The 22,992-nt window shown below is 65.5% G+C and carries 2 protein-coding genes (1 of these 2 cut by a window edge); both read left to right on the forward strand.

The window, feature by feature from the left end; genetic code table 11:
- A protein-coding gene (locus AO356_RS21130; RefSeq protein WP_060741393.1) for a non-ribosomal peptide synthetase crosses the window boundary here: on the forward strand, positions 1-10,425 show its 3' portion. The gene continues 654 nt to the left of window position 1, outside the view; the window shows 10,425 of its 11,079 coding nt (coding positions 655-11,079); its start codon lies beyond the left edge, outside the window; its stop codon occupies positions 10,423-10,425.
- Complete coding sequence (locus AO356_RS21135; RefSeq protein ID WP_060741394.1) at positions 10,425-22,910, forward strand: non-ribosomal peptide synthase/polyketide synthase; 12,486 nt, start codon at positions 10,425-10,427, stop codon at positions 22,908-22,910. Before AO356_RS21130 ends, AO356_RS21135 begins: the two co-directional genes overlap by 1 nt.
- Positions 22,911-22,992 lie beyond the last annotated feature (82 nt).

Consider the following 22,992-nt stretch of genomic DNA (forward strand, 5'->3'; position numbering starts at 1 on the left):
ATCTGGCAGCGCAAGTGGATGGAGGCCGGTGAGCTGGAGCGGCAACTGGCCTACTGGACCGAACGGCTGGGCGATGGCGGCGAAGTCCTGCCGTTGCCGACGGACCGCCCGCGTCCGGCGGTGCAGAGCCATCGCGGCGCACGCCTGGACCTGCGCTTCGACGCCGGGCTGACCCAGGGCCTGAAATACCTGGCTCAGCGCGAAAGCTCGACGCTGTTCATGGTCTTGCTGGCGTCGTTCCAGGCCTTGTTGCACCGCTACAGCGGCCAGTCGGACATCCGCGTCGGCGTGCCGGTCGCCAACCGCAACCGCCCGGAAACCGAGGGCCTGATCGGCTTTTTCGTCAACACCCAGGTGCTCAATGCCCAGGTGCGGGGTGACCTGCCTTTCGAGCAATTGCTGGCCCAGGTCAAGCAGGCTTCGCTGGGGGCGCAAGCCCATCAAGACCTGCCGTTCGAGCAGTTGGTGCAGGCACTGGCGCCGCAGCGACAGGCGAGCCACAGCCCGCTGTTCCAGGTGATGTTCAACCACCAGAGCAGCGGCGCGGCTCAAGCCCTGCAACTGCCGGGGTTGCAGGTCGAGAGCCTGGATTGGCGTTCCCACACCGCCCAGTTCGACTTGACCCTCGACACCCACGAGACCGACGGTGAGCTGGCCGCGTCCCTGAGCTACGCCACCGACCTGTTCGACGCCAGCACCGTGCAACACATGGCCGAACACTGGCTGAACCTGCTGCACGGCATCGTCGCCGATCCCCGCCAACGCATCGGTGAACTGCCGCTGCTGACGGCCGCCGAGCAACAGCAACACATCGGCCAATGGAACCCGGCGCCGAACAGCTTCCCGGGCGAGGCCTGCCTACATCAGCGCATCGCCGAACAGGCGCGCTGGCGTCCCGATGCCGTTGCTTTGCGTTTCAACGCCCAAACCCTGACCTACGGCGAGCTCAACGCCCAGGCCAACCGCCGCGCCCATCAGTTGATCGCCCACGGCGTCGGCCCGGATGTGCTGGTGGGATTGGCCGCCGAGCGCGGTTTCGACATGCTGGTGGGCCTGTTGGCGATCCTCAAGGCCGGCGGTGCCTATGTGCCGCTGGACCCGACTTATCCCCAGGATCGTCTGGCCTACATGATGCAGGACAGCAGCATCCGCTTGCTGCTGACCCAAGCGGCCCTGGTCGATCAATTGCCGGTGCCGGATGGCGTGCAGACGCTGCTGTTGGACGCCGATGTCAGCGCCTTTGCCGACAGTGATCCGCACGTAGTGATGGACGCGGCGAACCTCGCCTACGTGATCTACACCTCCGGTTCCACCGGCAACCCGAAGGGCACCTTGCTGCCGCACCACAACGTGCTGCGCCTGTTCGAGGCCACCGAGCCGTGGTTCAACTTCGGCGCGCAGGATGTCTGGAGCCTGTTCCATTCCTACGCGTTCGACTTCTCGGTGTGGGAAATCTTCGGCGCGCTGCTCCACGGCGGCGAACTGTTGATCGTGCCGTACGACATCAGCCGTTCACCGCAGCAGTTCCACGAACTGCTCTGTGAGGCCGGGGTGACGGTGCTCAACCAGACGCCTTCGGCGTTCAAGCAGTTGATGCATGAGGCCTGCGCCGACTCACGAAGCAACGCCCTGCGCTACGTGGTGTTCGGCGGCGAGGCGCTGGACGTCAAGGCCCTGCGCCCGTGGTTCGACAAGCACGGCGACGCGGCCCCGCAATTGATCAACATGTACGGCATCACCGAAACCACCGTGCACGTGACCTACCGTCCGCTGTCGCTGGCGGACCTGGAACAGGACGCCAGCAGCCCGATTGGCGAGCCGATTGCCGACCTGTCGTGGTACCTGCTGGACGGCGACCTCAACCCCGTGCCGAAAGGCTGCATCGGTGAGCTGTACGTCGGTCGCGCCGGCCTGGCCCGGGGTTACCTGAAGCGTGGCGACCTCACTGCGTTGCGCTTCATCCCCGATCCGTTCGGTGAAAGCGGCGCACGCTTGTACCGCACCGGCGACCTGGCGCAGTACCGCAGCGATGGCGTGATCGAGTACGTCGGCCGCATCGACCATCAAGTGAAAATCCGCGGGTTCCGCATTGAGTTGGGCGAGATCGAAGCGCGCCTGAACGCCCTGGCGTCGGTGCGCGAAGCGCTGGTGTTGGCCCAGGAAGGGCCGAGCGGTCAGCAACTGGTGGGCTATGTGATCCCGGCAGATCCCCGCGAGGAGCAAGCCGGTTTGCGTGACCGGATCAAGACCCAGCTCAAGGCCGATCTGCCGGACTACATGGTGCCGACGCACCTGCTGTTCCTCGAGCAATGGCCGCTGACCGCCAACGGCAAGCTCGACCGCAAGGCCTTGCCGACCGCCGACGCCAGCCAGGTCCAGCAGGATTACGTGGCACCGCAAAGTGAACTGGAACAACAGATCGCGGCGATCTGGCAGGACGTGCTCAAGGTCGAACGGGTTGGTCTGAGCGACAACTTCTTCGAGCTGGGCGGCCATTCGCTGCTGGCGACACAGATGGTCTCGCGCATTCGCCAGGCCCTCGGCCTGAACCTGCAACTGCGCCAGTTGTTCGAGAACGCCAGCCTTGAGGCCTGTGTGGCCGCACTGGTGGACAGCGACGTGGCGCGGCCGGCGAGCATCCCGCGTCTTTCCCGGGACCCGGCGCAACGGCCACTGTCCTACGCCCAGCAACGCCAGTGGTTCCTCTGGCAGATGGAGCCCCACAGCGCGGCGTACCACATTCCGGCGGCGCTGCGGATTCAGGGCGCCCTGGACCTGCCGGCCTTGCAACAGAGTTTCGCCGCTCTGGTGCAGCGCCACGAGAGTCTGCGCACCACCTTCGTCCAGGTCGATGAGCAAGCGTTCCAAGTCATTCACGGGCAGATGAACCCGGTGGTGATTCCGCAGGTTCTCGACGGCGGCAATGAACAGATCCAGGCCTTTGTCCGCCAGCAGATCGCCCAGCCATTCGACCTGCAAAACGGCCCGCTGCTGCGGGTTGGCCTGTTGCGGGTGGCGGCCGACGAGCATGTGCTGGTGCTGACCCAGCACCACATTGTCTCCGATGGCTGGTCGATGCAATTGCTGGTGCAGGAGCTGATCCAGGGTTATGCCGCGTACAGCCAGGGTGAGTCCCCAGCATTGGCCGAGCTGCCGATCCAGTATGCCGATTACGCGGTGTGGCAGCGTCAGTGGATGGACGCCGGCGAGCGGGAAAAACAACTGGCGTACTGGACCGATGTGCTGGGGGGCGAGCAGCCGTTGCTGGCGCTGCCCACCGACCGACCGCGCCCGACCCGGCAGAGCTTTGCCGGTGCACGCCTGGCTATCGACCTGCCCCAGGCCCTGGGCCAACAGCTGCGACAACTGGCCCAGCGCGAAGGCAGCACGTTGTTCATGGTCTTGCTGGCGTCGTTCCAGGCCTTGTTGCATCGCTACAGCGGCCAGTCGGACATTCGTGTCGGCGTGCCGATCGCCAACCGCAACCGAGTGGAAACCGAAGGGCTGATCGGCTTTTTCGTCAACACCCAGGTGCTCAAGGCCGAGGTCGATCCGCAGCAGCGTTTCAGTGCGTTGCTGGCGCAGGTCAAACAGGCGGCCATCGACGCCGAGGCCCATCAGGACCTGCCGTTCGAGCAACTGGTCGAGGCGCTGCGGCCTGAGCGCAACCTGAGCCACAGCCCGTTGTTCCAGGTGCTGTACAACCACCAGAGCGTTGCTCGCCAGGCACTGCCGGCGTTGCCCGGGCTGGTCATCAAGGCCCAGGACTGGGAAAGCCAGACCGCCCAGTTCGACCTGACCCTCGACACCCTGGAAGCCGAGGGTGAACTCGGTGCGGCGCTGACCTATGCCACTGACTTGTTCGACGCCAGTACTGTGCAACGCCTGGCCGAACACTGGCTGAACCTGCTGCACGGCATCGTCGCCGATCCCCGGCAACGCATCGGTGAACTGCCGCTGCTGACGGCCGCCGAGCAACAGCAACACATCGGCCAATGGAACCCGGCGCCGAACAGCTTCCCGGGCGAGGCGTGCCTGCATCAGCGCATTGCCGAACAGGCGCGCTGGCGTCCCGATGCCGTTGCTTTGCGTTTCAACGCCCAAACCCTGACCTACGGCGAGCTCAACGCCCAGGCCAACCGCCGCGCCCATCAGTTGATCGCCCACGGCGTCGGCCCGGATGTGCTGGTGGGATTGGCCGCCGAGCGCGGTTTCGACATGCTGGTGGGGCTGCTGGCGATCCTCAAGGCCGGCGGTGCCTATGTGCCGCTGGACCCGACTTATCCCCAGGATCGCTTGGCCTACATGATGCAGGACAGCAGCATCCGCTTGCTGCTGACCCAAGCGGCCCTGGTCGATCAGTTGCCGGTGCCGGACGGCGTGCAGACGCTGCTGCTGGACGCCGACGTCAGCGCCTTTGCCGACAGCGATCCTCACGTAGTGATGGACGCGGCGAACCTCGCCTACGTGATCTACACCTCCGGTTCCACCGGCAACCCGAAGGGCACCTTGCTGCCGCACCACAACGTGCTGCGCCTGTTCGAGGCCACCGAGCCGTGGTTCAACTTTGGCGCGGAGGATGTCTGGAGCCTGTTCCATTCCTACGCGTTTGACTTCTCGGTCTGGGAAATCTTCGGTGCCTTGCTCCACGGCGGTGAACTGTTGATCGTGCCCTACGACGTCAGCCGTTCGCCGCAGCAGTTCCACGAACTGCTCTGTGAGGCCGGGGTGACCGTGCTCAACCAGACGCCCTCGGCGTTCAAGCAGTTGATGCATGAAGCCTGCGCCGACTCACGAAGCAACGCCCTGCGCTACGTGGTGTTCGGCGGCGAGGCACTGGACGTGAAGGCCCTGCGCCCGTGGTTCGACAAGTACGGCGATGCGGCCCCGCAATTGATCAACATGTACGGCATCACCGAAACCACCGTGCACGTGACCTACCGTCCGCTGTCGCTGGCGGACCTGGAACAGGACGCCAGCAGCCCGATTGGCGAGCCGATTGCCGACCTGTCGTGGTACCTGCTGGACGGCGACCTCAACCCCGTGCCGAAAGGCTGCATCGGTGAGCTGTACGTCGGTCGCGCCGGCCTGGCCCGGGGTTACCTGAAGCGTGGCGACCTCACTGCGTTGCGCTTCATCCCCGATCCGTTCGGTGAAAGCGGCGCACGCTTGTACCGCACCGGCGACCTGGCGCAGTACCGCAGCGATGGCGTGATCGAGTACGTCGGCCGCATCGACCATCAAGTGAAAATCCGCGGGTTCCGCATTGAGTTGGGCGAGATCGAAGCGCGCCTGAACGCCCTGGCGTCGGTGCGCGAAGCGCTGGTGTTGGCCCAGGAAGGGCCGAGCGGTCAGCAACTGGTGGGCTATGTGATCCCGGCAGATCCCCGCGAGGAGCAAGCCGGTTTGCGTGACCGGATCAAGACCCAGCTCAAGGCCGATCTGCCGGACTACATGGTGCCGACGCACCTGCTGTTCCTCGAGCAATGGCCACTGACCGCCAACGGCAAGCTCGACCGCAAGGCCTTGCCGACCGCCGACGCCAGCCAGGTCCAGCAGGATTACGTGGCGCCGCAAAGTGAACTGGAGCAACAGATCGCGGCGATCTGGCAGGACGTGCTCAAGGTCGAACGGGTTGGTCTGAGCGATAACTTCTTCGAGCTGGGCGGCGACTCGATTGTCTCCATCCAGGTGGTCAGCCGCGCCCGTCAGGCGGGCATCCGCTTTACTCCCAAGGACTTGTTCCAGCACCAGACTGTGCAGACGCTGGCGAGCGTCGCCCAGACCGGTGGACAGGCGCCGGGCATCGATCAGGCGCCGAGCCAAGGGTCGACGCCACTGTTGCCGATCCAGCAGGCGTTTTTCGCCGAGGCGATTCCCGAGCGTCACCACTACAACCAGTCGGTGTTGCTGAAACCGGCCAGCCCGTTGCAAGCATCCGTGGTGGAGCAGGCCTTGCAGGCGTTGGTGCTGCACCACGACGCCTTGCGTTTGTCCTTCAATGAAACCGCCGAAGGTTGGCGCGCCGAGCACCGTGAGGTGGCCGCGCAACAACAGGCTTGGGCGGACAAGGGTTTGCTGTGGCAGCGTGAGGTGGCCGATGCCAGCGCGTTGGAAACCCTCGCCAATCAGGCCCAGCGCAGCCTCGACCTGCATGCAGGGCCACTGTTGCGCGGCGTCCTGGCGACCTTGGCCGATGGCAGCCAACGCCTGTTGCTGGTGGTTCATCACCTGGCGGTGGACGGCGTGTCGTGGCGGATTCTGTTCGACGACTTGCAAACCGCCTACCAGCAGCTGCTCGCCGGCCAAGCGCTGCAACTGCCGGCCAAGACCAGTTCGGTCAAGGTGTTCGCCGAGCAGTTGCAGGCCCATGCGCGTAGTGCGCAACTGCAGCAGCAATTGGCCTACTGGCAAGGGCAACTGCGCGACGCGCCGACCGACCTGCCGTGCCTCGACCCCGAAGCGACCGGGCAAAACCGCGAGGCCGTCACCGTTCACACGCGACTGGATGCGCACTTGACCCGGCAGTTGCTGCAAGAGGCGCCAGCGGCCTATCGCACCCAGGTCAACGACCTGCTGCTCACAGCCCTGGCCCGGGTGATCTGCCGCTGGACCGGCCACGACAGCCTGTTGCTCCAGCTCGAAGGCCATGGCCGCGAAGAGCTGTTCGCCAATGTCGACCTGACGCGCACGGTGGGGTGGTTCACCAGCCTGTTCCCGGTCCGGTTGTCGCCGGCCGTGGAGCTGGCGGATTCGATCAAGTCGATCAAGCAAGGGCTGCGGACGATTCCCGACAAAGGCGTGGGCTTCGGTGCCCTGCGCTACCTGGGCGACGACGCCAGTCGGGCGGCCCTGGAGGCGTTGCCGGTGCCGCGCATCACCTTCAATTACCTCGGCCAGTTCGACGGCAGTTTCGATCAGGCCCAAGGTGCCTTGTTCAGCCCGGCCAGCGAAAGCGCCGGCGACGAGCAAAGCCCGCTGACCACCCTGGGCAATTGGCTGACGCTCAACGGCCAGGTGTTCGATGGCGCGCTGCGGTTGGGCTGGACGTTCAGTGCGCAGCAGTTCGAACCGGCGACCATCCAGGGCTTGGCCGATGACTACGCCCATGAGCTGGCGCTGTTGATCGCCCATTGCTGCGACCCGACGAGCCAGGGCATGACGCCGGCGGATTTCCCCCTGGCCGGCCTGACCCAGGCACAACTCGATGGCCTGGCGTTGTCGGCACGCGGGGTGGAAGACCTTTACCCACTGGCGCCGATGCAGCAGGGCATGTTGTTCCACAGCCTGTACGAAGCGGGCAGCGGCCAGTACATCAACCAGATGTGCCTGGACATCGAAGGCCTCGACCCACGGCGTTTCGAGGCGGCCTGGCAAGCGGCGGTCGATGCCCATGACAGCCTGCGCAGCAGTTTTATCTGGCAGGGCAGCGAGCGCCCGGTGCAAGTGGTGCACAAGCAGGTGCGCGTGCCGTTCACCTCGCTGGACTGGAGCGCCCGTGCCGATGTCGGCCAGGCCCTGGCCGAACTGGCGGACGCCGAGCGCGAGCAAGGCTTCGACCTGGCCTGCGCACCGTTGCTGCGCCTGGTGCTGGTGCGCACCGCTGAGCAGCGTTATCACCTGATCTACACCCATCACCACATCCTGATGGACGGCTGGAGCAACTCCCAGTTGCTCGGCGAGGTGCTGCAACGCTACGACGGCCAGGCCTTGCCACGCCAGGCCGGGCGGTATCGGGACTACATCGCCTGGCTGCAAGGCCGCGACGCCCAGGCCAGCGAAACCTTCTGGCTGGCGCAATTGCACAGCCTGGAGGCGCCGACCCGTCTGGCCGAGACCCGTGTCGCTCCGCTGCAATCTACGGCGGAAAGCAGCCACGCCAGCCACTATCACGACCTGACGCCCCAGCAGACCCAACGCCTGAGCGAGTTCGCCCGCCAGCAGAAAGTCACCCTCAACACCGTCGTCCAGGCGACCTGGCTGTTGCTGCTGCAGCACTACACCGGGCACGCCACCGTGGCCTTCGGCGCCACCGTGTCGGGACGTCCGAGCGAGCTCAAGGGGGTTGAGCAGCAGATCGGCCTGTTCATCAACACCTTGCCGGTGATCGCCAGCCCGCGCCCGGAGCAGGCGGTGAGCGCACTGCTGCAACAGATTCAGGGCCAGAACGTGGCCTTGCGCGAGCACGAGCACACGCCGCTGTTCGAGATCCAGCGCTGGGCCGGGCAGGGCGGTGACGGTTTGTTCGACACCTTGCTGGTGTTCGAAAACTACCCCGTGTCCCAGGCGCTGCAAGAGCAAGCGCCCTCGGGCTTGAGCTTCGGCAGCGTGGCCAGCCAGGAACAGACTAATTTCCCGTTGACCCTGGCCGTCAATCTAACTGACATCCTGAGCCTGCACTTCACCTATGCCCATGCTGCTTTCCCTACACACACCGTCGAGCGCCTGGCTGAGCAGGTGGCACACGTGCTCGCGCAGATGGTGAGCCTGCCGGCCGGTGGTTGCGTGGGCGACATCCAATTGCTGGATACGGTGGCCCGCGCCAGGCTGCTGCACGACTGGAACGCCACCTCGGTGGTGGAACCGCCTCGGCGCCCGATCCATCAATGGATCGAGGCCCAGGTCCGAAGCACCCCCGACGCGGTCGCCCTGGTCAGCGAGCAGGAGACGCTCACCTACGCCCAGCTCAATGCCCGGGCCAATCGCCTGGCCCATGGCTTGATCGAACGCGGCATCGGCCCCGACGTGCTGGTGGGCCTGGCGCTGTCGCGCAGCGTGCAGATGGTCGTCGGCTTGCTGGCGGTGCTCAAGGCCGGCGGCGCCTACGTGCCACTGGACCCAGCCTATCCCCGGGATCGCCTGGCGTACATGGTCGAGGACAGCGGCATCGCCTTGCTGCTCACCGAGACCGATGTGCTGCCGCTGTTCGGCGACGCTGCCGTGAACGCGCTGCTGTTGGATCAGCCTGGGCAATGGCTGGCCGGCTACAGCGAGCGCGACCCAGGCGTGGCCATCGACGGCGATCACCTCGCTTATGTGATCTACACCTCCGGCTCCACCGGCAAGCCCAAGGGCGTGACCCTTCGCCATGCCGCCCTGAGCAACCACATGGCGTGGATGCAGGGTTGCCTGAAACTGACGGCCGCCGACCGCGTCCTGCAAAAAACCGCGATCAGTTTCGATGCCTCGGTCTGGGAGTTCTGGCTGCCGTTGATGAGCGGCGCGCAACTGGTGCTCGCCAGCCCGCACCTGAACCTCGACCTGACCACCCTCTGGGCCGACGTGGCGCGGTGGCGCATCAGCGTGCTGCAAATGGCGCCCTCGCTGTTGCAGGCCTTGCTGCCACTGGCGACCCGCGCGCAACTGGCCTCCCTGCGCCTGCTGCTGTGCGGTGGCGAAGCCCTCAGCGCGCACCTGTCGCGCCAGGTCATGGCGCTGTTCGATGGCGAACTGCGCAACCTGTATGGCCCGACCGAAGCGACCATCGACACCAGCAGCCATGCCGTGGTGCGTGGCAGCGAAGACGACGCCGAGCGGATCATCGCCATTGGCCGTCCCATCGATAACGTGCGCACCTACGTGCTGGACGCGGCACTGCAGCCTTGCGCCGTGGGCGCCGTCGGCGAGTTGCACATCGCCGGTGATTCCCTGGCCCGTGGTTACCACCAACGACCGGCACTGAGCGCCGAGCGCTTCATTCCCGATCCGTTCGCGCCAGCCCCGGGCGGCCGCCTGTATCGCACCGGTGACCTGGCCCGTTATGGCGCCGACGGGGTGATCGAGTACCTCGGTCGGATCGACCACCAAGTGAAGATCCGTGGCCTGCGCATCGAGTTGGGGGAAATCGAAGCGCGCCTGCAGGCCGATGCCGATGTGCGCGATGCGGTGGTGCTGGCGCGGGACGACGTGAGCGGGCCGAACCTGGTGGCCTATCTGGTCGGCCAGGACAGCCTTCTTGACCAAGGCAGCCTGGGCGACCGACTCAAGGCGCGACTGGCGGCCCAGGTGCCGGACTTCATGGTGCCGACCCATTGGGTCTTCCTCGACCGCTTGCCGCTGACCCCCAACGGCAAGCTCGATCGCAAGGCCTTGCCGGCACCGGACACCCGTGCCCTGCAACCGGCATACCTGGCACCGCAGAGCGACCTCGAATGCCGGGTCGCGGCCATCTGGCAAGACGTGCTCAAGGTCGAGCAGGTCGGGCTTGGCGACGATTTCTTCGAGCTGGGCGGGCATTCGCTGCTGGTGGTGAGCGTGGTCTCGCGCCTGCAACTGGAGCTGGGCCTGACCTTGACCCCGCAACTGATTTTCCAATTCCCGGTACTCGGCGCGTTCGTGGCGCAACTCGAGCCTGCCGGCGAACCCATGAGTACGTCGAAATTGAGCAAGCTTGAAGCGCTGCTCGATGAATTTGAGGAGGTTTGATGGACACCGCTGTCGCACAACGTATTGCCAGGCGCTTCATAACGCTGCCGCTGGAAAAACGTCGCTTGTACTTGCAGAAGATGCTCGAAGAGAACGTTTCCCCGGCGAACCTGCCGATCCCGCCTGTCAGTGCCGAGTTCGACACACTGTCGTTGTCTTTTGCCCAGGAGCGCCAATGGTTCCTCTGGCAGTTGGACCCCGAGAGCGCGGCCTACCACATGCCCACGGCCCTGCGCTTGCGCGGGCCGCTGGACATCGTTGCGCTTGAACAGAGTTTCACCGCGTTGGTGGCCCGGCACGAGAGCCTGCGCACCACCTTCCAGACCCATGGCGAGCAGGTGGTGCAGCAGGTACATGCGGCGGCGCCAGTGCGTTTGCAGGCAGACACCTTGGAACAGTTGCCGGACGAGATGCAGCTGCGCCAGTTGATCGAAGGGGAAACCCGCCAGCTCTTCGACCTGCAACAGGGGCCGCTGCTGCGCACGCGCCTGCTGCGGTTGGCGGCGGATGATCATGTGCTGATCGTGACCTTGCACCACATCGTGGCCGATGGCTGGTCGATGCAGGTGATGGTCGAGGAACTGGTCGACGGCTACGCCGCCTTCAGCCAGGGCCGCACGCCGCAATTGCCGGCGCTGCCGATCCAGTACACCGACTACGCCATCTGGCAGCGGCACTGGATGGAAGCGGGCGAGCGCGAGCGTCAGTTGGAATACTGGACCGCACGTTTGGGCGGCCAGCAGCCGATGCTGGAGCTGCCGACCGATTTTCCGCGTCCGGCGGTAATGAGCTATCGCGGCGCGCGGCTGGAACTGGCCATCGACGCGGCACTGGCCGGCGATCTCAAGCACATGGCCCAGCGCGAAGGCGTCAGCCTGTTCATGCTCCTGCTGGCCTCGTTCCAGGCGCTGCTGCATCGCTACAGCGGCCAGAACGATATTCGCGTCGGCGTGCCGACGGCCAACCGCAACCGGGTCGAGGCCGAGCGCCTGATCGGCTTCTTCGTCAACACCCAGGTGCTCGACAGCGATGTCCAGAGCCAGGATTCGTTTGGCGCCTTGCTGCAACAAGTGAAACAGACAGCCCTGGGCGCCCAGGCTCACCAGGAACTGCCGTTCGAGCAACTGGTCGAGGCGTTGCAGCCTGAGCGCAACCTGAGCCACAGCCCGCTGTTCCAAGTGATGTTCAACCACCGGACCCAAGGCCCGGCGGGCGAGGGGCCGGTCGGTGCGTTGAAAGTCGAGGAACTGCGCTGGGATTCGCACACGGCGCAATTCGACCTGACCCTGGAAACCGTGGAGCACAGTGAAGGGCTTTCGGCAGGGCTGATCTATGCCACCGACCTGTTTGGCGCCGAGACAATCGCGCGCATGGCTGGGCATTGGCAGAACCTGTTGCGGGCGATCGTGGCCGACCCGGCGCAGCGCATCGGTGAATTGCCGTTGCTCGACGCGGCCGAGCGCCAGGCCCAGCTCGACAACGGCCAGCGCACCCCGACGCCGGCGCCCGAGGCGGGTTTTGTTCATCAACTGTTCGAAAGACAAGCGGCGCGCACCCCGGACGCCCCGGCACTGGTGATCGACGGCGAGCGCTGGAGCTACGGCCAACTCAATGCCCGGGCCAATCAGTTGGCGGGCAAGCTGCAAAGCCTCGGCGTGGGCCCCGATGTCCTGGTCGGCATTGCCGTGGAACGCAGCGCACACATGCTGGTGGGCCTGCTGGCGATCCTCAAGGCCGGCGGCGCCTACCTGCCGCTGGACCCGGCGTTCCCCCAGGACCGCCTGGCCTACATGATCGAAGACAGCGGCATCGAGCTGCTGCTGACCCAAAGTTCGCTGCTCGACCAGCTACGGCTGTCCTGTGGGAGCGAGCTTGCTCGCGATAGCGGTGGTTCAGTCAATATTGATGTTGGCGGTGAGGGCCTCATCGCGAGCAAGCTCGCTCCCACAGTGTTTGGTGTTGGCGTCACCACATTGGTGTTGGACCAGGAGGGTGACTGGCTCGACGGCTATGCCTGCGAGGCGCCGGCGCCGCGCCTGGATGCGGAGCACCTGGCCTACGCGATCTACACCTCCGGCTCCACCGGCAAACCCAAGGGTGTGATGGTGCGCCACGGCGCGCTGACCAACTTTGTCGCGAGCATGGCCCAGGCGCCGGGCATGACGGCCCAGGACCGGGCGTTGTCGCTGACCACGTTCTCGTTCGATATTTTCGGCCTGGAAATCTACGTGCCGCTGATGGTCGGCGCGTGCATCGTGCTGACCGGCCAGCACGTCGCCCAGGACCCGTACGCGGTGTTGGCGCTGATCGCGGCCGAGCAGGTCAACGTGGTGCAGGCCACGCCGTCGACCTGGCGCATGTTGCTGGACAACGAGCACGCCCAGGGTTTGCGCGGCTGCAAATGCCTGTGCGGTGGCGAGGCGCTGCCCCAGGAACTGGCCGTGCGCATGCTCGCCCTCGGCGGTGAAGTGTGGAACCTCTACGGCCCGACGGAAACCACCATCTGGTCGGCCTTGCACCCGTTGCAAACCCAGGCCGCGCAACCCTGGCTGGGCGGGCCTATCGACAACACGGCGCTGTACATCGTGGGCGCCGACCTGATGCCGGTGCCCTATGGCGTGGCCGGTGAATTGCTGATTGGCGGGCAGGGTCTGGCCCGCGGTTATTTCCAGCGTCCGGCGCTGACCGCCGAACGTTTCGTACCCCATCCGTTTGTCGCCGGCGAGCGCCTGTATCGCACCGGTGACCTGGCGCGCCAGCGGGCCGACGGCATCCTCGAATACCTCGGGCGCATCGACCATCAGGTGAAGATTCGCGGGTTCCGCATCGAGTTGGGCGAAATCGAAGCGCGCCTGCTGGAACAGGACAGCGTGCGCGAAGCGGCGGTGCTGGCCCAGGAGGCAGCGGGCGGCCAGGCGCTGGTGGCGTACATCGTCCCAACCGCCGAACTGAATGACCTGGATGCAGGCGCCCAGGGCGCCCTGCGCGACAGCCTCACGGCCCGGCTCAAGGTCAACCTGCCCGACTACATGGTGCCGGCGCACATGGTGGTGTTGCCACGCTTCCCGCTGACGCCCAACGGCAAGCTGGATCGCAAGCAGTTGCCCAAGCCCGATGCCAGCCAGTGGCAGAAAACCTATGTCGCGCCGCAGACACCCGTGCAGCAGGCGGTGGCGACGATCTGGGCCGATATCCTCAAGGTGCCGCAGGTGGGCCTGGACGACAGTTTCTTCGAACTGGGCGGCCATTCCTTGCTCGCCACCCAGGTGATGTCGCGGATTCGCCAGCAACTGAATATCCAGGTGCCGTTGCGCCTGTTGTTCGCCCATAACAGCCTGCGGGCGTTTGTCGAGGCCATGGGCACGGCATCGGCCCACGATGAACCGGGCATTCCACGCATTCCTCGCGACCAGCCGCTGGCGCTCTCGTTCGCCCAGCAACGGCAGTGGTTCCTCTGGCAACTGGAACCCACCAGCAGCGCCTACCACATTCCGGCGGCCCTGCGTTTGCGCGGCGCCCTCGACCGTGCCGCGCTGCAACAGAGCTTCGATGCACTGGTGGCGCGTCACGAGAGCCTGCGTACCCGCTTCGTGCTCGACAATGAGCGTCCTCTGCAAGTGATCGACGAACCAGCGCCGTTGGCCCTGGCGGTCGAATCGCTCGAAGCCGGCGTCGATGAACGTACCTTGCGCGGCTTGATCGAAGCCGAAACCCGGCAACTGTTCGATTTGCAGCGCGGTCCGTTGCTGCGGGTCAAGTGGCTGCAACTGGGTGCCGAGGACCATGTGCTGATCCTGACCCAGCACCACATCGTGTCCGATGCCTGGTCGATGCAGATCATGGTCGACGACCTGCTGCAGTTGTACGCAGGTTTCAGCCAGGGCCAGCCGGTGGCGCTGGCGCCGCTGCCGATCCAGTACGCCGACTACGGCCACTGGCAGCGGCAGTGGTTGGCGGCGGGGGAGCAGCAGCGGCAACTCGATTACTGGATCGAGCAGTTGGGCGGCGAGCAACCGATTCTCGAACTGCCGACCGACCATCCGCGCCCGGCCCAGCAAAGCTATCGTGGCGCACGGCTGCCCATCGTCATCGAACCGGCCCTGGCCGAAGGCCTCAAGCGCCTGGCCCAGCAGCACAACAGCACGCTGTTCATGCTCTTGCTGGCCGGCTTCCAGACCTTGCTGCACCGCTACAGCGGCCAGGACGACATCCGCGTCGGTGTGCCGATCGCCAACCGTAACCGGGTGGAAACCGAGCGTCTGCTGGGCTTCTTCGTCAACACCCAGGTGCTCAAGGCCGACATCGATGGCAACCTGCGATTCGACCAGCTGCTCGATCAGGTCAAGCAACGGGCCCTCGGCGCCCAGGCCCACCAGGACCTGCCGTTCGAACAACTGGTGGAGCGGCTGGAACCGGCGCGCAACCTGAGCCATACGCCCCTGTTCCAGGTGATGTTCAACCATGCCAGCGATGCCCGCCGGGACCTGTCGGCGTTGCCGGGCCTGAGCCTGGAGCAACTGACCTGGGACTCGGGCACCGCGCAGTTCGACCTGACCCTGGACACCTTCGAGTACGCCGATGGCCTCAGCGCCGCGCTGACTTACGCCAGCGACCTGTTCGAGCCGAGCACCATCGCCCGCCTGGGTGAGCACTGGCTGAACCTGTTGCGCGCCATCGTCGCCAACCCGACCCAGCGCATCGCCGAGCTGCCGATGCTGGACAGGACGCAGCGGCGCCTGATCGTCGAGGACTGGAACCGCACCTACGCCGACTACCCGAACCATCTCCCGGTTCATCATTTGATCGAAGCCCAGGTCGAGCGTGATCCCCACGCCGAGGCGCTGGTGTTCGAAGGGCAGTCGCTGAGCTATGCCCAACTCAACGCCCGCGCCAACCAGTTGGCCCACGCCTTGATCGAGCGCGGCGTCGGCCCGGATGTGCTGGTGGGCATCTCGGTGCAGCGCAGCGTGGAAATGGTGGTCGGGCTGCTGGCGATCCTCAAGGCCGGTGGCGCCTACGTGCCGCTGGACCCGGAATACCCGCCGGAACGCCTGGCCTACATGATCGAGGACAGCGGCATCGAGCTGCTGCTGACCTGTGGGAGCGAGCTTGCTCGCGATAGCGGTGGTTCAGTCAATATTGATGTTGAAGGTGAGGGCCTCATCGCGAGCAAGCTCGCTCCCACGGGAGGTGGACTCAACCTATTGGTGCTGGATGGGGACGACGACTGGTTGAGTGACCATTCCACCGACAATCCGCCTGCCCGGGCCGTCGCCCAGAACCTGGCCTATGTGATCTACACCTCCGGCTCCACTGGCAAACCCAAGGGCGCCGGCAACAGCCACGGCGCCCTGACCAACCGCTTGTGCTGGATGCAACAGGCCTATGGCCTGGAGGCCGGCGACAGTGTCTTGCAGAAGACGCCGTTCAGTTTCGACGTGTCGGTCTGGGAGTTCTTCTGGCCGTTGATGACCGGCGTGCGCCTGGTCGTCGCGGCACCGGGCGATCATCGCGATCCGCAGAAGCTGGTCAGCCTGATCGAACGGGAAAGCATCACCACCCTGCATTTCGTGCCGTCGATGCTGCAGGCGTTCGTGCTGGATGCCAACGTCAGCCGGTGCACCTGCCTGACCCGCATCGTCTGCAGCGGCGAAGCCCTGCCGGTGGATGCCCAGCAGCAGGTGTTCGCCAAGTTGCCCAATGCCCGGCTGTACAACCTGTACGGTCCGACCGAAGCGGCCATCGACGTGACCCATTGGACCTGCCGCGACGAAGGGCGCGATGCGGTGCCGATTGGCGAGCCGATTGCCAACCTGATGACCTACATCCTCGACGATGAACTCAACCCGGTGCCGAGCGGCGTCAACGGCGAGCTGTACCTCAGCGGCCAGGGCCTGGCCCGCGGTTATCACCGCCGTCCCGAACTGACTGCCGAGCGTTTCGTCGCCAGCCCTTTCGTGGCCGGCGAGCGGCTGTACCGCACCGGTGACCTGGCGCGCTATCGCCCGGACGGGGTGATCGACTATGTCGGTCGGATCGACCACCAGGTGAAGGTCCGCGGGTTCCGTATCGAATTGGGTGAGATCGAAGCGCGCCTGCTTGAACATGCGGCGGTGCGAGAAGCGGTGGTGGTGGCCCAGGACAGCCGCAGCGGCAAGGTGCTGAGCGGCTACGTGGTCGCCCAGGCCGGTGAGGCCAGCGACTGGCCGCTGTTGCGCGAAGCGCTGCTGGCCCATTTGCGCCTGAACCTGCCGGAGCACATGGTGCCGACGCACCTGACCCGCCTGGAACACATGCCGCTGAGCCCGAACGGCAAACTCGACCGCAAGGCGCTGCCGGCACCGGACCTGGCCGAGCGCCAGGAAGCCTTCACGGCACCGGTCAACGCCATCGAGCGGGCACTGGTGGACATCTGGCAAGGGGTGCTTGGCGTCGAGCGGGTGGGCACCGCCGACAACTTCTTCGCCCTGGGCGGCGACTCGATCAACTCGATCCAGGTGGTCAGCCGGGCGCGTGCCCAAGGCATCGGCCTGACCCCCAAGGACCTGTTCCTGCACCAGAACATCCAGGCCCTGGCGCGGGTCGCCACGGCGGCCGACGAAGGCGTGATCGACCAAGGCCCGGTCACCGGCGACAGCCTGCTGGTGCCGATGCAGCATTGGTTCTTCGCCAGTGATATCCCGCACCGCGACCACTGGAACCAATCGGTCCTGCTGACCCCGCGCGAACCCTTGGACATCGCCCACCTGCAACAGGCCCTCCAGCACGTGGTGGCCCATCACGATGCCTTGCGCCTGCGCTTCACCCAGGCCAACGATGGCCGCTGGCACGCCAGCCATCAGGCCGTGGATAAGCAGCCGCTGGAGATCTGGCAACGCACCGCGCAGGACGCCGCCGAGATCATCGCCATCGCCGACCAGGCCCAACGCAGCCTCGACCTGCAACACGGCCCGTTGCTGCGTTGCAGCCTGATCGCGGTGCAGGACGGCAGTTCGCGCCTGCACCTGGCGATTCATCACCTGGTCATGGACGGCGTGTCGTGGCGGGTGCTGCTGGAAGACCTGCAAAACGTCTACCGCCAACTGCGGGCGAACCAGGCGCCGGCCTTGCCGGGCAAGTCCACGGCGTTCAAGGCCTGGGCCGCTCAGTTGCAGGACTACGCCCACAGTGAAACTCTGAACAAGGAACTGGATTACTGGGTCGGGCAACTGGACCAGCCCCTGCCGCCGCTGCCACGGGCCCGTCCCGAGGGCAGCCAGGCCGCGGCCCATGGCCGTTCGGTGAGCACGCGCCTGGATGCCACCCAGACCCAGCGTTTGCTCAAGCAGGCGCCGGCGGCCTATCGCACCCAGGTCAACGATTTGCTGCTCAGCGCCCTGGCGCAAGTGGTCTGCCAATGGACCGGGCAACCGGCCTGCCTGGTGCAGCTCGAAGGCCATGGCCGCGAAGAACTGTTCGAGGGCATCGACCTGAGCCGCACCGTCGGTTGGTTCACCAGCCTGTTCCCGGTGTTGCTGACGCCGGCCGGCGACCCGGCCGAGTCGATCAAGCGGATCAAGGAACAATTGCGGGCGGTGCCGAATAAGGGCCTGGGCTACGGCGTCCTGCGTTACCTGGGTGCCGAAGCGGTCCAGCAGCGCCTGGCAAAACTGCCGCCAGCGCGCATCACCTTCAACTACCTGGGGCAGTTCGACCAGAGCTTCGATGAGCAGGCGCTGTTCGTGCCGAGCGAGGAGGGCAGTGGCGCCGGGCATGGCGATGACGTGGCGCTGGGCAACTGGCTGACCATCGACGGGCGGATCTTCAACGGCCAGTTGACCCTCGACTGGACGTTCAGTGGCGATGTTTTCGACGAGGCCACGCTCCAGCGGTTGGCCGATGCCTACGCCGTGGCGTTGCAACAACTGATCGATCACTGCTGCACCGACGGGCACTTGGGCCTGACACCCTCGGACTTCCCGCTGGCGCGACTGAGCCAGGCGCAACTCAATGGCCTGACGGTGCCCGTGGCGCAGGTGGAGGACATCTATCCGCTGTCGCCGATGCAGGACGGCATGCTGTTCCACACCCTGGCCGACGACAGCTCCGGCTTGTACATCAACCAGATCAGCCTGCCGGTGCACGGCCTGGACACCGAGCGTTTCGCCCGGGCCTGGACGTCGGTGATCGAGCGCGAGGACATCCTGCGCACCAGTTTCCACTGGCAGGATGGCTTGAGCGCGCCGGTACAAATCGTCCATCGCCACGTTGAGTTGCCGTTGCGGATTGAAGACTGGCGTGGACAGGACATCAGCGAGCAGGCGATCAGTGCCCGGGCGACCGCTGACTACCTGGCCGGTTTCGACCTGAGCCGCGCGCCTTTGCAACGGGTGTTGTTGCTGCGCCTGGAAGACGATCGCTACCAGATGATCTGGACCTGCCATCACATCCTCATGGACGGCTGGAGCAGTTCGCGGTTGTTCGGTGAGGTGTTGCAGTTCTACGCCCATGGGCACGTGCCCAGCCGCAATGGTCGCTACCGCGAGTTCATCGAATGGCTGCAACGCCAGGACCAGGGCGCGCTGGAACGCTTCTGGCGCAGCCGCCTCGACACCTTGGAGCAGGCGACTTCCCTTAGCCAGGCGATGTTCCCGCGGCATGTCGAGGCACTGCCGGGGCACGAGGCGCTGTATTCGCGCTGGGACGTGGCACAGACCGCTCGCCTGCAACAGGCCTGCCGCGCCTTGCAGATCACACCCAATACCTTGATCCAAGGGGCGTGGCTGCTGTTGCTGCAACGCTTCACCGGGCAGAACACCGTGGTCTTCGGCGCCACCGTCGCCGGGCGTCCGGCGGGGCTGGTCAACGCCGACAACATCCTCGGCCTGTTCATCAACACCTTGCCGGTGATCCAGACCCTGGACCCCGAGCAGCCGCTGGACCAATGGCTGCAACAGTTGCAGGCCTACAACCTGGACCTGCGTGAGCATTCCCATGCGCCACTGGCGGACATCCAGCGCTGGTCGGGCCTGGGCGGGCAGGGCTTGTTCGACAGCATCATCGTGTTCGAGAACTACCCCATCGACGAACGCCTGGGCGACCAGCAGGACACCGGCCTGAGCTTCGGCGAGTCACGCAATCATGACGTGACCAACTTCCCGATGGATCTGGCAGTCAACCTGGGTGAAACGCTGTCCATCGAGTACCTGTTCCTGCGCAACGCCTTCAGCGTCGAAGCGGTGGAGCGAATCCGCCGGACCCTGGAAGACACCCTGGAAGCGATGATCGATGCGCCCCACGTGTGCCTGGGCAACCTGCAGCGCTTGTCGCTGGAACAGTGGCAAGCCTTCGCACAATGGAGCGCGGCGCCGAACGGCTGCTATCAGGCGCAGTTGTTGCCGGAGCTGATTGGCCGGCATGCCCAGTCGCGTCCGCAGGCCACGGCGCTGGTGTGTGGCGACGACTCGCTGGACTATGGCGAACTGGAGCGCCGGGCCAACCGCCTGGCCCACCGTTTGATCGAACTTGGCGCCGGCCCGGAAGTGGTGGTCGGTGTGGCCCTGGAGCGTTCGGTGGACATGGTCGTGGCGCTGCTGGCGGTGATGAAAAGCGGTTCGGCGTATGTGCCGCTGGACATCGATTATCCACCCGAGCGCCTGGCGTTCATGATCGAAGATTCGGCCATGGCGCTGTTGCTGACCCACAGCCGGGTGCAGGCCCGCCTGCCGGATCTCGACGGTCTGGCACGCCTGGCCATCGACGGTTTCGACAGCCGCGGCTACAGCGATTTGCCGCCCCACAGCGGTTTGCTCGGCGGCAACCTGGCCTACCTGATCTACACCTCGGGCTCCACCGGTCGACCCAAAGGCGTCGCCGTGGCGCACGGGCCGATGAGCATGCATTGCCAGGCCATCGCCGGGCTGTACGACATGGACGAACAGACCCGCGAACTGCATTTCATGTCGTTCGCCTTCGACGGCGCCCATGAACGCTGGCTGAGCACGCTGTTCAGCGGCGGCACCCTGGTGATTCGCGACGGCGCGCTGTGGACGCCGGAGCAGACCTTCGACGCCTTGCACCGCCACGGCATTACCATCGCCTGCTTCCCGCCGGCCTACCTCAAGCAACTGGCCGAGTACGCTGCCAATAGCTCACTGGCGCCACCGCTGGTGCGGGTCTACTGCTTCGGCGGCGATGCGGTGCCGGACCAGACCTTCGAGCAAGTGAAGGCGGCGTTGCGTCCGCAATTCTTCACCAACGGCTACGGCCCGACTGAAACCGTGGTCACGCCGATGCTGTGGAAGGTGCCGGCCAGCGAACGTTGCGAAGCCGCCTACGCGCCGATCGGGCGTGCGGTGGGTGAGCGCGCCTTGTATGTACTGGACGACAACCTCAACCCGTTGCCGCCGGGCATTGCCGGCGAGTTGTACATCGGTGGCGCGGGCATCGCCCGTGGTTATCACCGTCGCCCGGACCTGAGTGCCGAGCGCTTCGTGCCGGATCCGTTCGGCCAGCCGGGCGATCGCCTGTACCGCAGCGGCGACCTGGTACGCCAGCGCGTCGACGGGGTGCTCGATTACGTCGGCCGTATCGACCACCAGATCAAGGTGCGGGGTTTCCGCATCGAACTGGGAGAAGTGGAGGCCAGTCTGCGGCAACTGGACGACGTCAGCGATGCGTTGGTGATCGCCCGCGACAGTGCCTCGGGCAAGCAACTGATCGGCTACGTGGTCACCCCCGATGGCGTGGCCATCGGCGATCGGCTCAAGGCCGAGTTGCGGGCGCAATTGCCGGATTACATGGTGCCGGCCCAGGTCATCTGCCTGGAGGCGTTGCCGGTCACCCCGAACGGCAAGCTCGATCGCCAGGCTCTGCCGGAGCCGGAATTCAAGGGCGCCGAGTATGTGCCGGGGCGTAACCGCGATGAGCAACTGTTGGCCGAGGTCTGGGCCGAGGTGTTGCAAGTCGAACGGGTGGGCATCACCGACAATTTCTTCGAGTTGGGCGGTGACTCGATCCTCAGCCTGCAAGTGGTCTCGCGGGTGCGCAACCATGGGGAGCTGAAGATGGAGCTCAAGCTGCGGGACCTGATGCGCGGCCAGACCATCGAGGCGATTTTCGACCAGCGTTCGAACACGTTTGCCGTGACGGTCGAGGACGTCACCCAGGTGGCCGCCGAAGGGCAGTTCAACCTGATTCCGATCCAGCAATGGTGGTTCGACCAGCGCATGAGCGAGCCCCATCATTACAACCAGGCGTTGATGCTGCGGGCCCGTCAGGGGTTGAACCTGACGGCACTGGAATTGGCCTTGCGCGGCATGATGCAGCAGCACGATGCCTTGCGCCTGCGCTTCAGTGAAGTCGGCGGGCGCCACCTGCAGCATTACCAGGCGCTGGAGGAGATGCAGGCCCAGTGGGCCAACGAACCTTTGCTGTGGCAGCACAGCGTGGCCGATGAAGCCGAGTTGGAGTTGTACGCCGAGCAGGTGCAACGCAGCCTTGATGTGCACAACGGGCCGGTGTGGCGCACGGCGCATGTGACCCTGGGCAGCGGTGAAATTCGTGTGCTGATGGTGATTCATCACCTGGTCATCGACACGGTGTCGTGGCGTTTGCTGCTGCAGGATTTGCAGACGGCTTATGCGGCCTACAGCGACGGCCAGACGCCGAACCTGCCGATTCGCACCAGCAGCTACCGGGCCTGGGCCGAGGGCCTGCAAGCCTATGCGCGGGACTATCCGGCGCCGGAAAAAGCCTGGTGGCTGGAGCAGATCGACCAGCCGGGCAGTGAGTTGCCGTGTGACAACCTGCGGGGCAAGAACCAGGTGCAGTACCAGTCGGTGGCGCATTTGAGCCTGTCGGAGCAGCACACCCAGCAGTTGCTCAAACAGGTGCCGGCGGTCTACCAGACGCAGATCAACGACGTGTTGCTGGCGGCGCTGAGCCGGGTCTTGTGCCGCTGGAGCCAGCAGCCGTCGGTGCTGATCCAACTGGAGGGGCATGGTCGCGAGGATCTGGTCAAGGACATCGACCTGAGCCGCAGCCTGGGCTGGTTCACCAGCATGTTCCCGGTGCGCCTGACCCCGAGCCATGAAGCCGACATCGGCACGTCGGTGCGGGCGGTGCAACGGCAGTTGGCCGCCGTGCCGAACAAGGGATTGGGCTATGGCGTGTTGCGCTACATGAGCGGCGAGCCGATGGCCGCCACCCTGGGTCGCGCGCCCCAGGCACGGGTGACGTTCAACTACCTGGGGCAGTTCGACCAGAGCTTCGACGACAAGGCGTTGCTGGTGCCGGCGGCGGAAAGCTACGGCAGCTGCTACAGCCCCCATGCCGCGCTGGGCAACTGGCTGGAAGTGGTGGGGCAGGTGTACGACGGGCGACTGGCACTGCGCTGCATCTTCAGCACCCGCCGCTACCGTGCCGAGACCGTCGAGGGGTTGATGCGCGCCTACCAGGAGGAACTGGAGGCGTTGATCGAGCACTGCGTGGCGCAAGCGGCTTAAGGATCGGGGCGGGTTTATCGTTATACAAAGACGAGCCGGATGTAGGAGCTGACGAGTGCAACGAGGCTGCGATCTTTCCTCA

The sequence above is a fragment of the Pseudomonas fluorescens genome, from assembly GCF_001307275.1.
In the GTDB taxonomy this organism is placed as follows: domain Bacteria; phylum Pseudomonadota; class Gammaproteobacteria; order Pseudomonadales; family Pseudomonadaceae; genus Aquipseudomonas; species Aquipseudomonas fluorescens_AA.

Excerpts from the sequence above, each read along its gene's own strand:
- AO356_RS21135 (WP_060741394.1), top strand. The coding sequence starts at position 10,425 with ATGGACACCGCTGTCGCACAACGTATTGCCAGGCGCTTCATAACGCTG.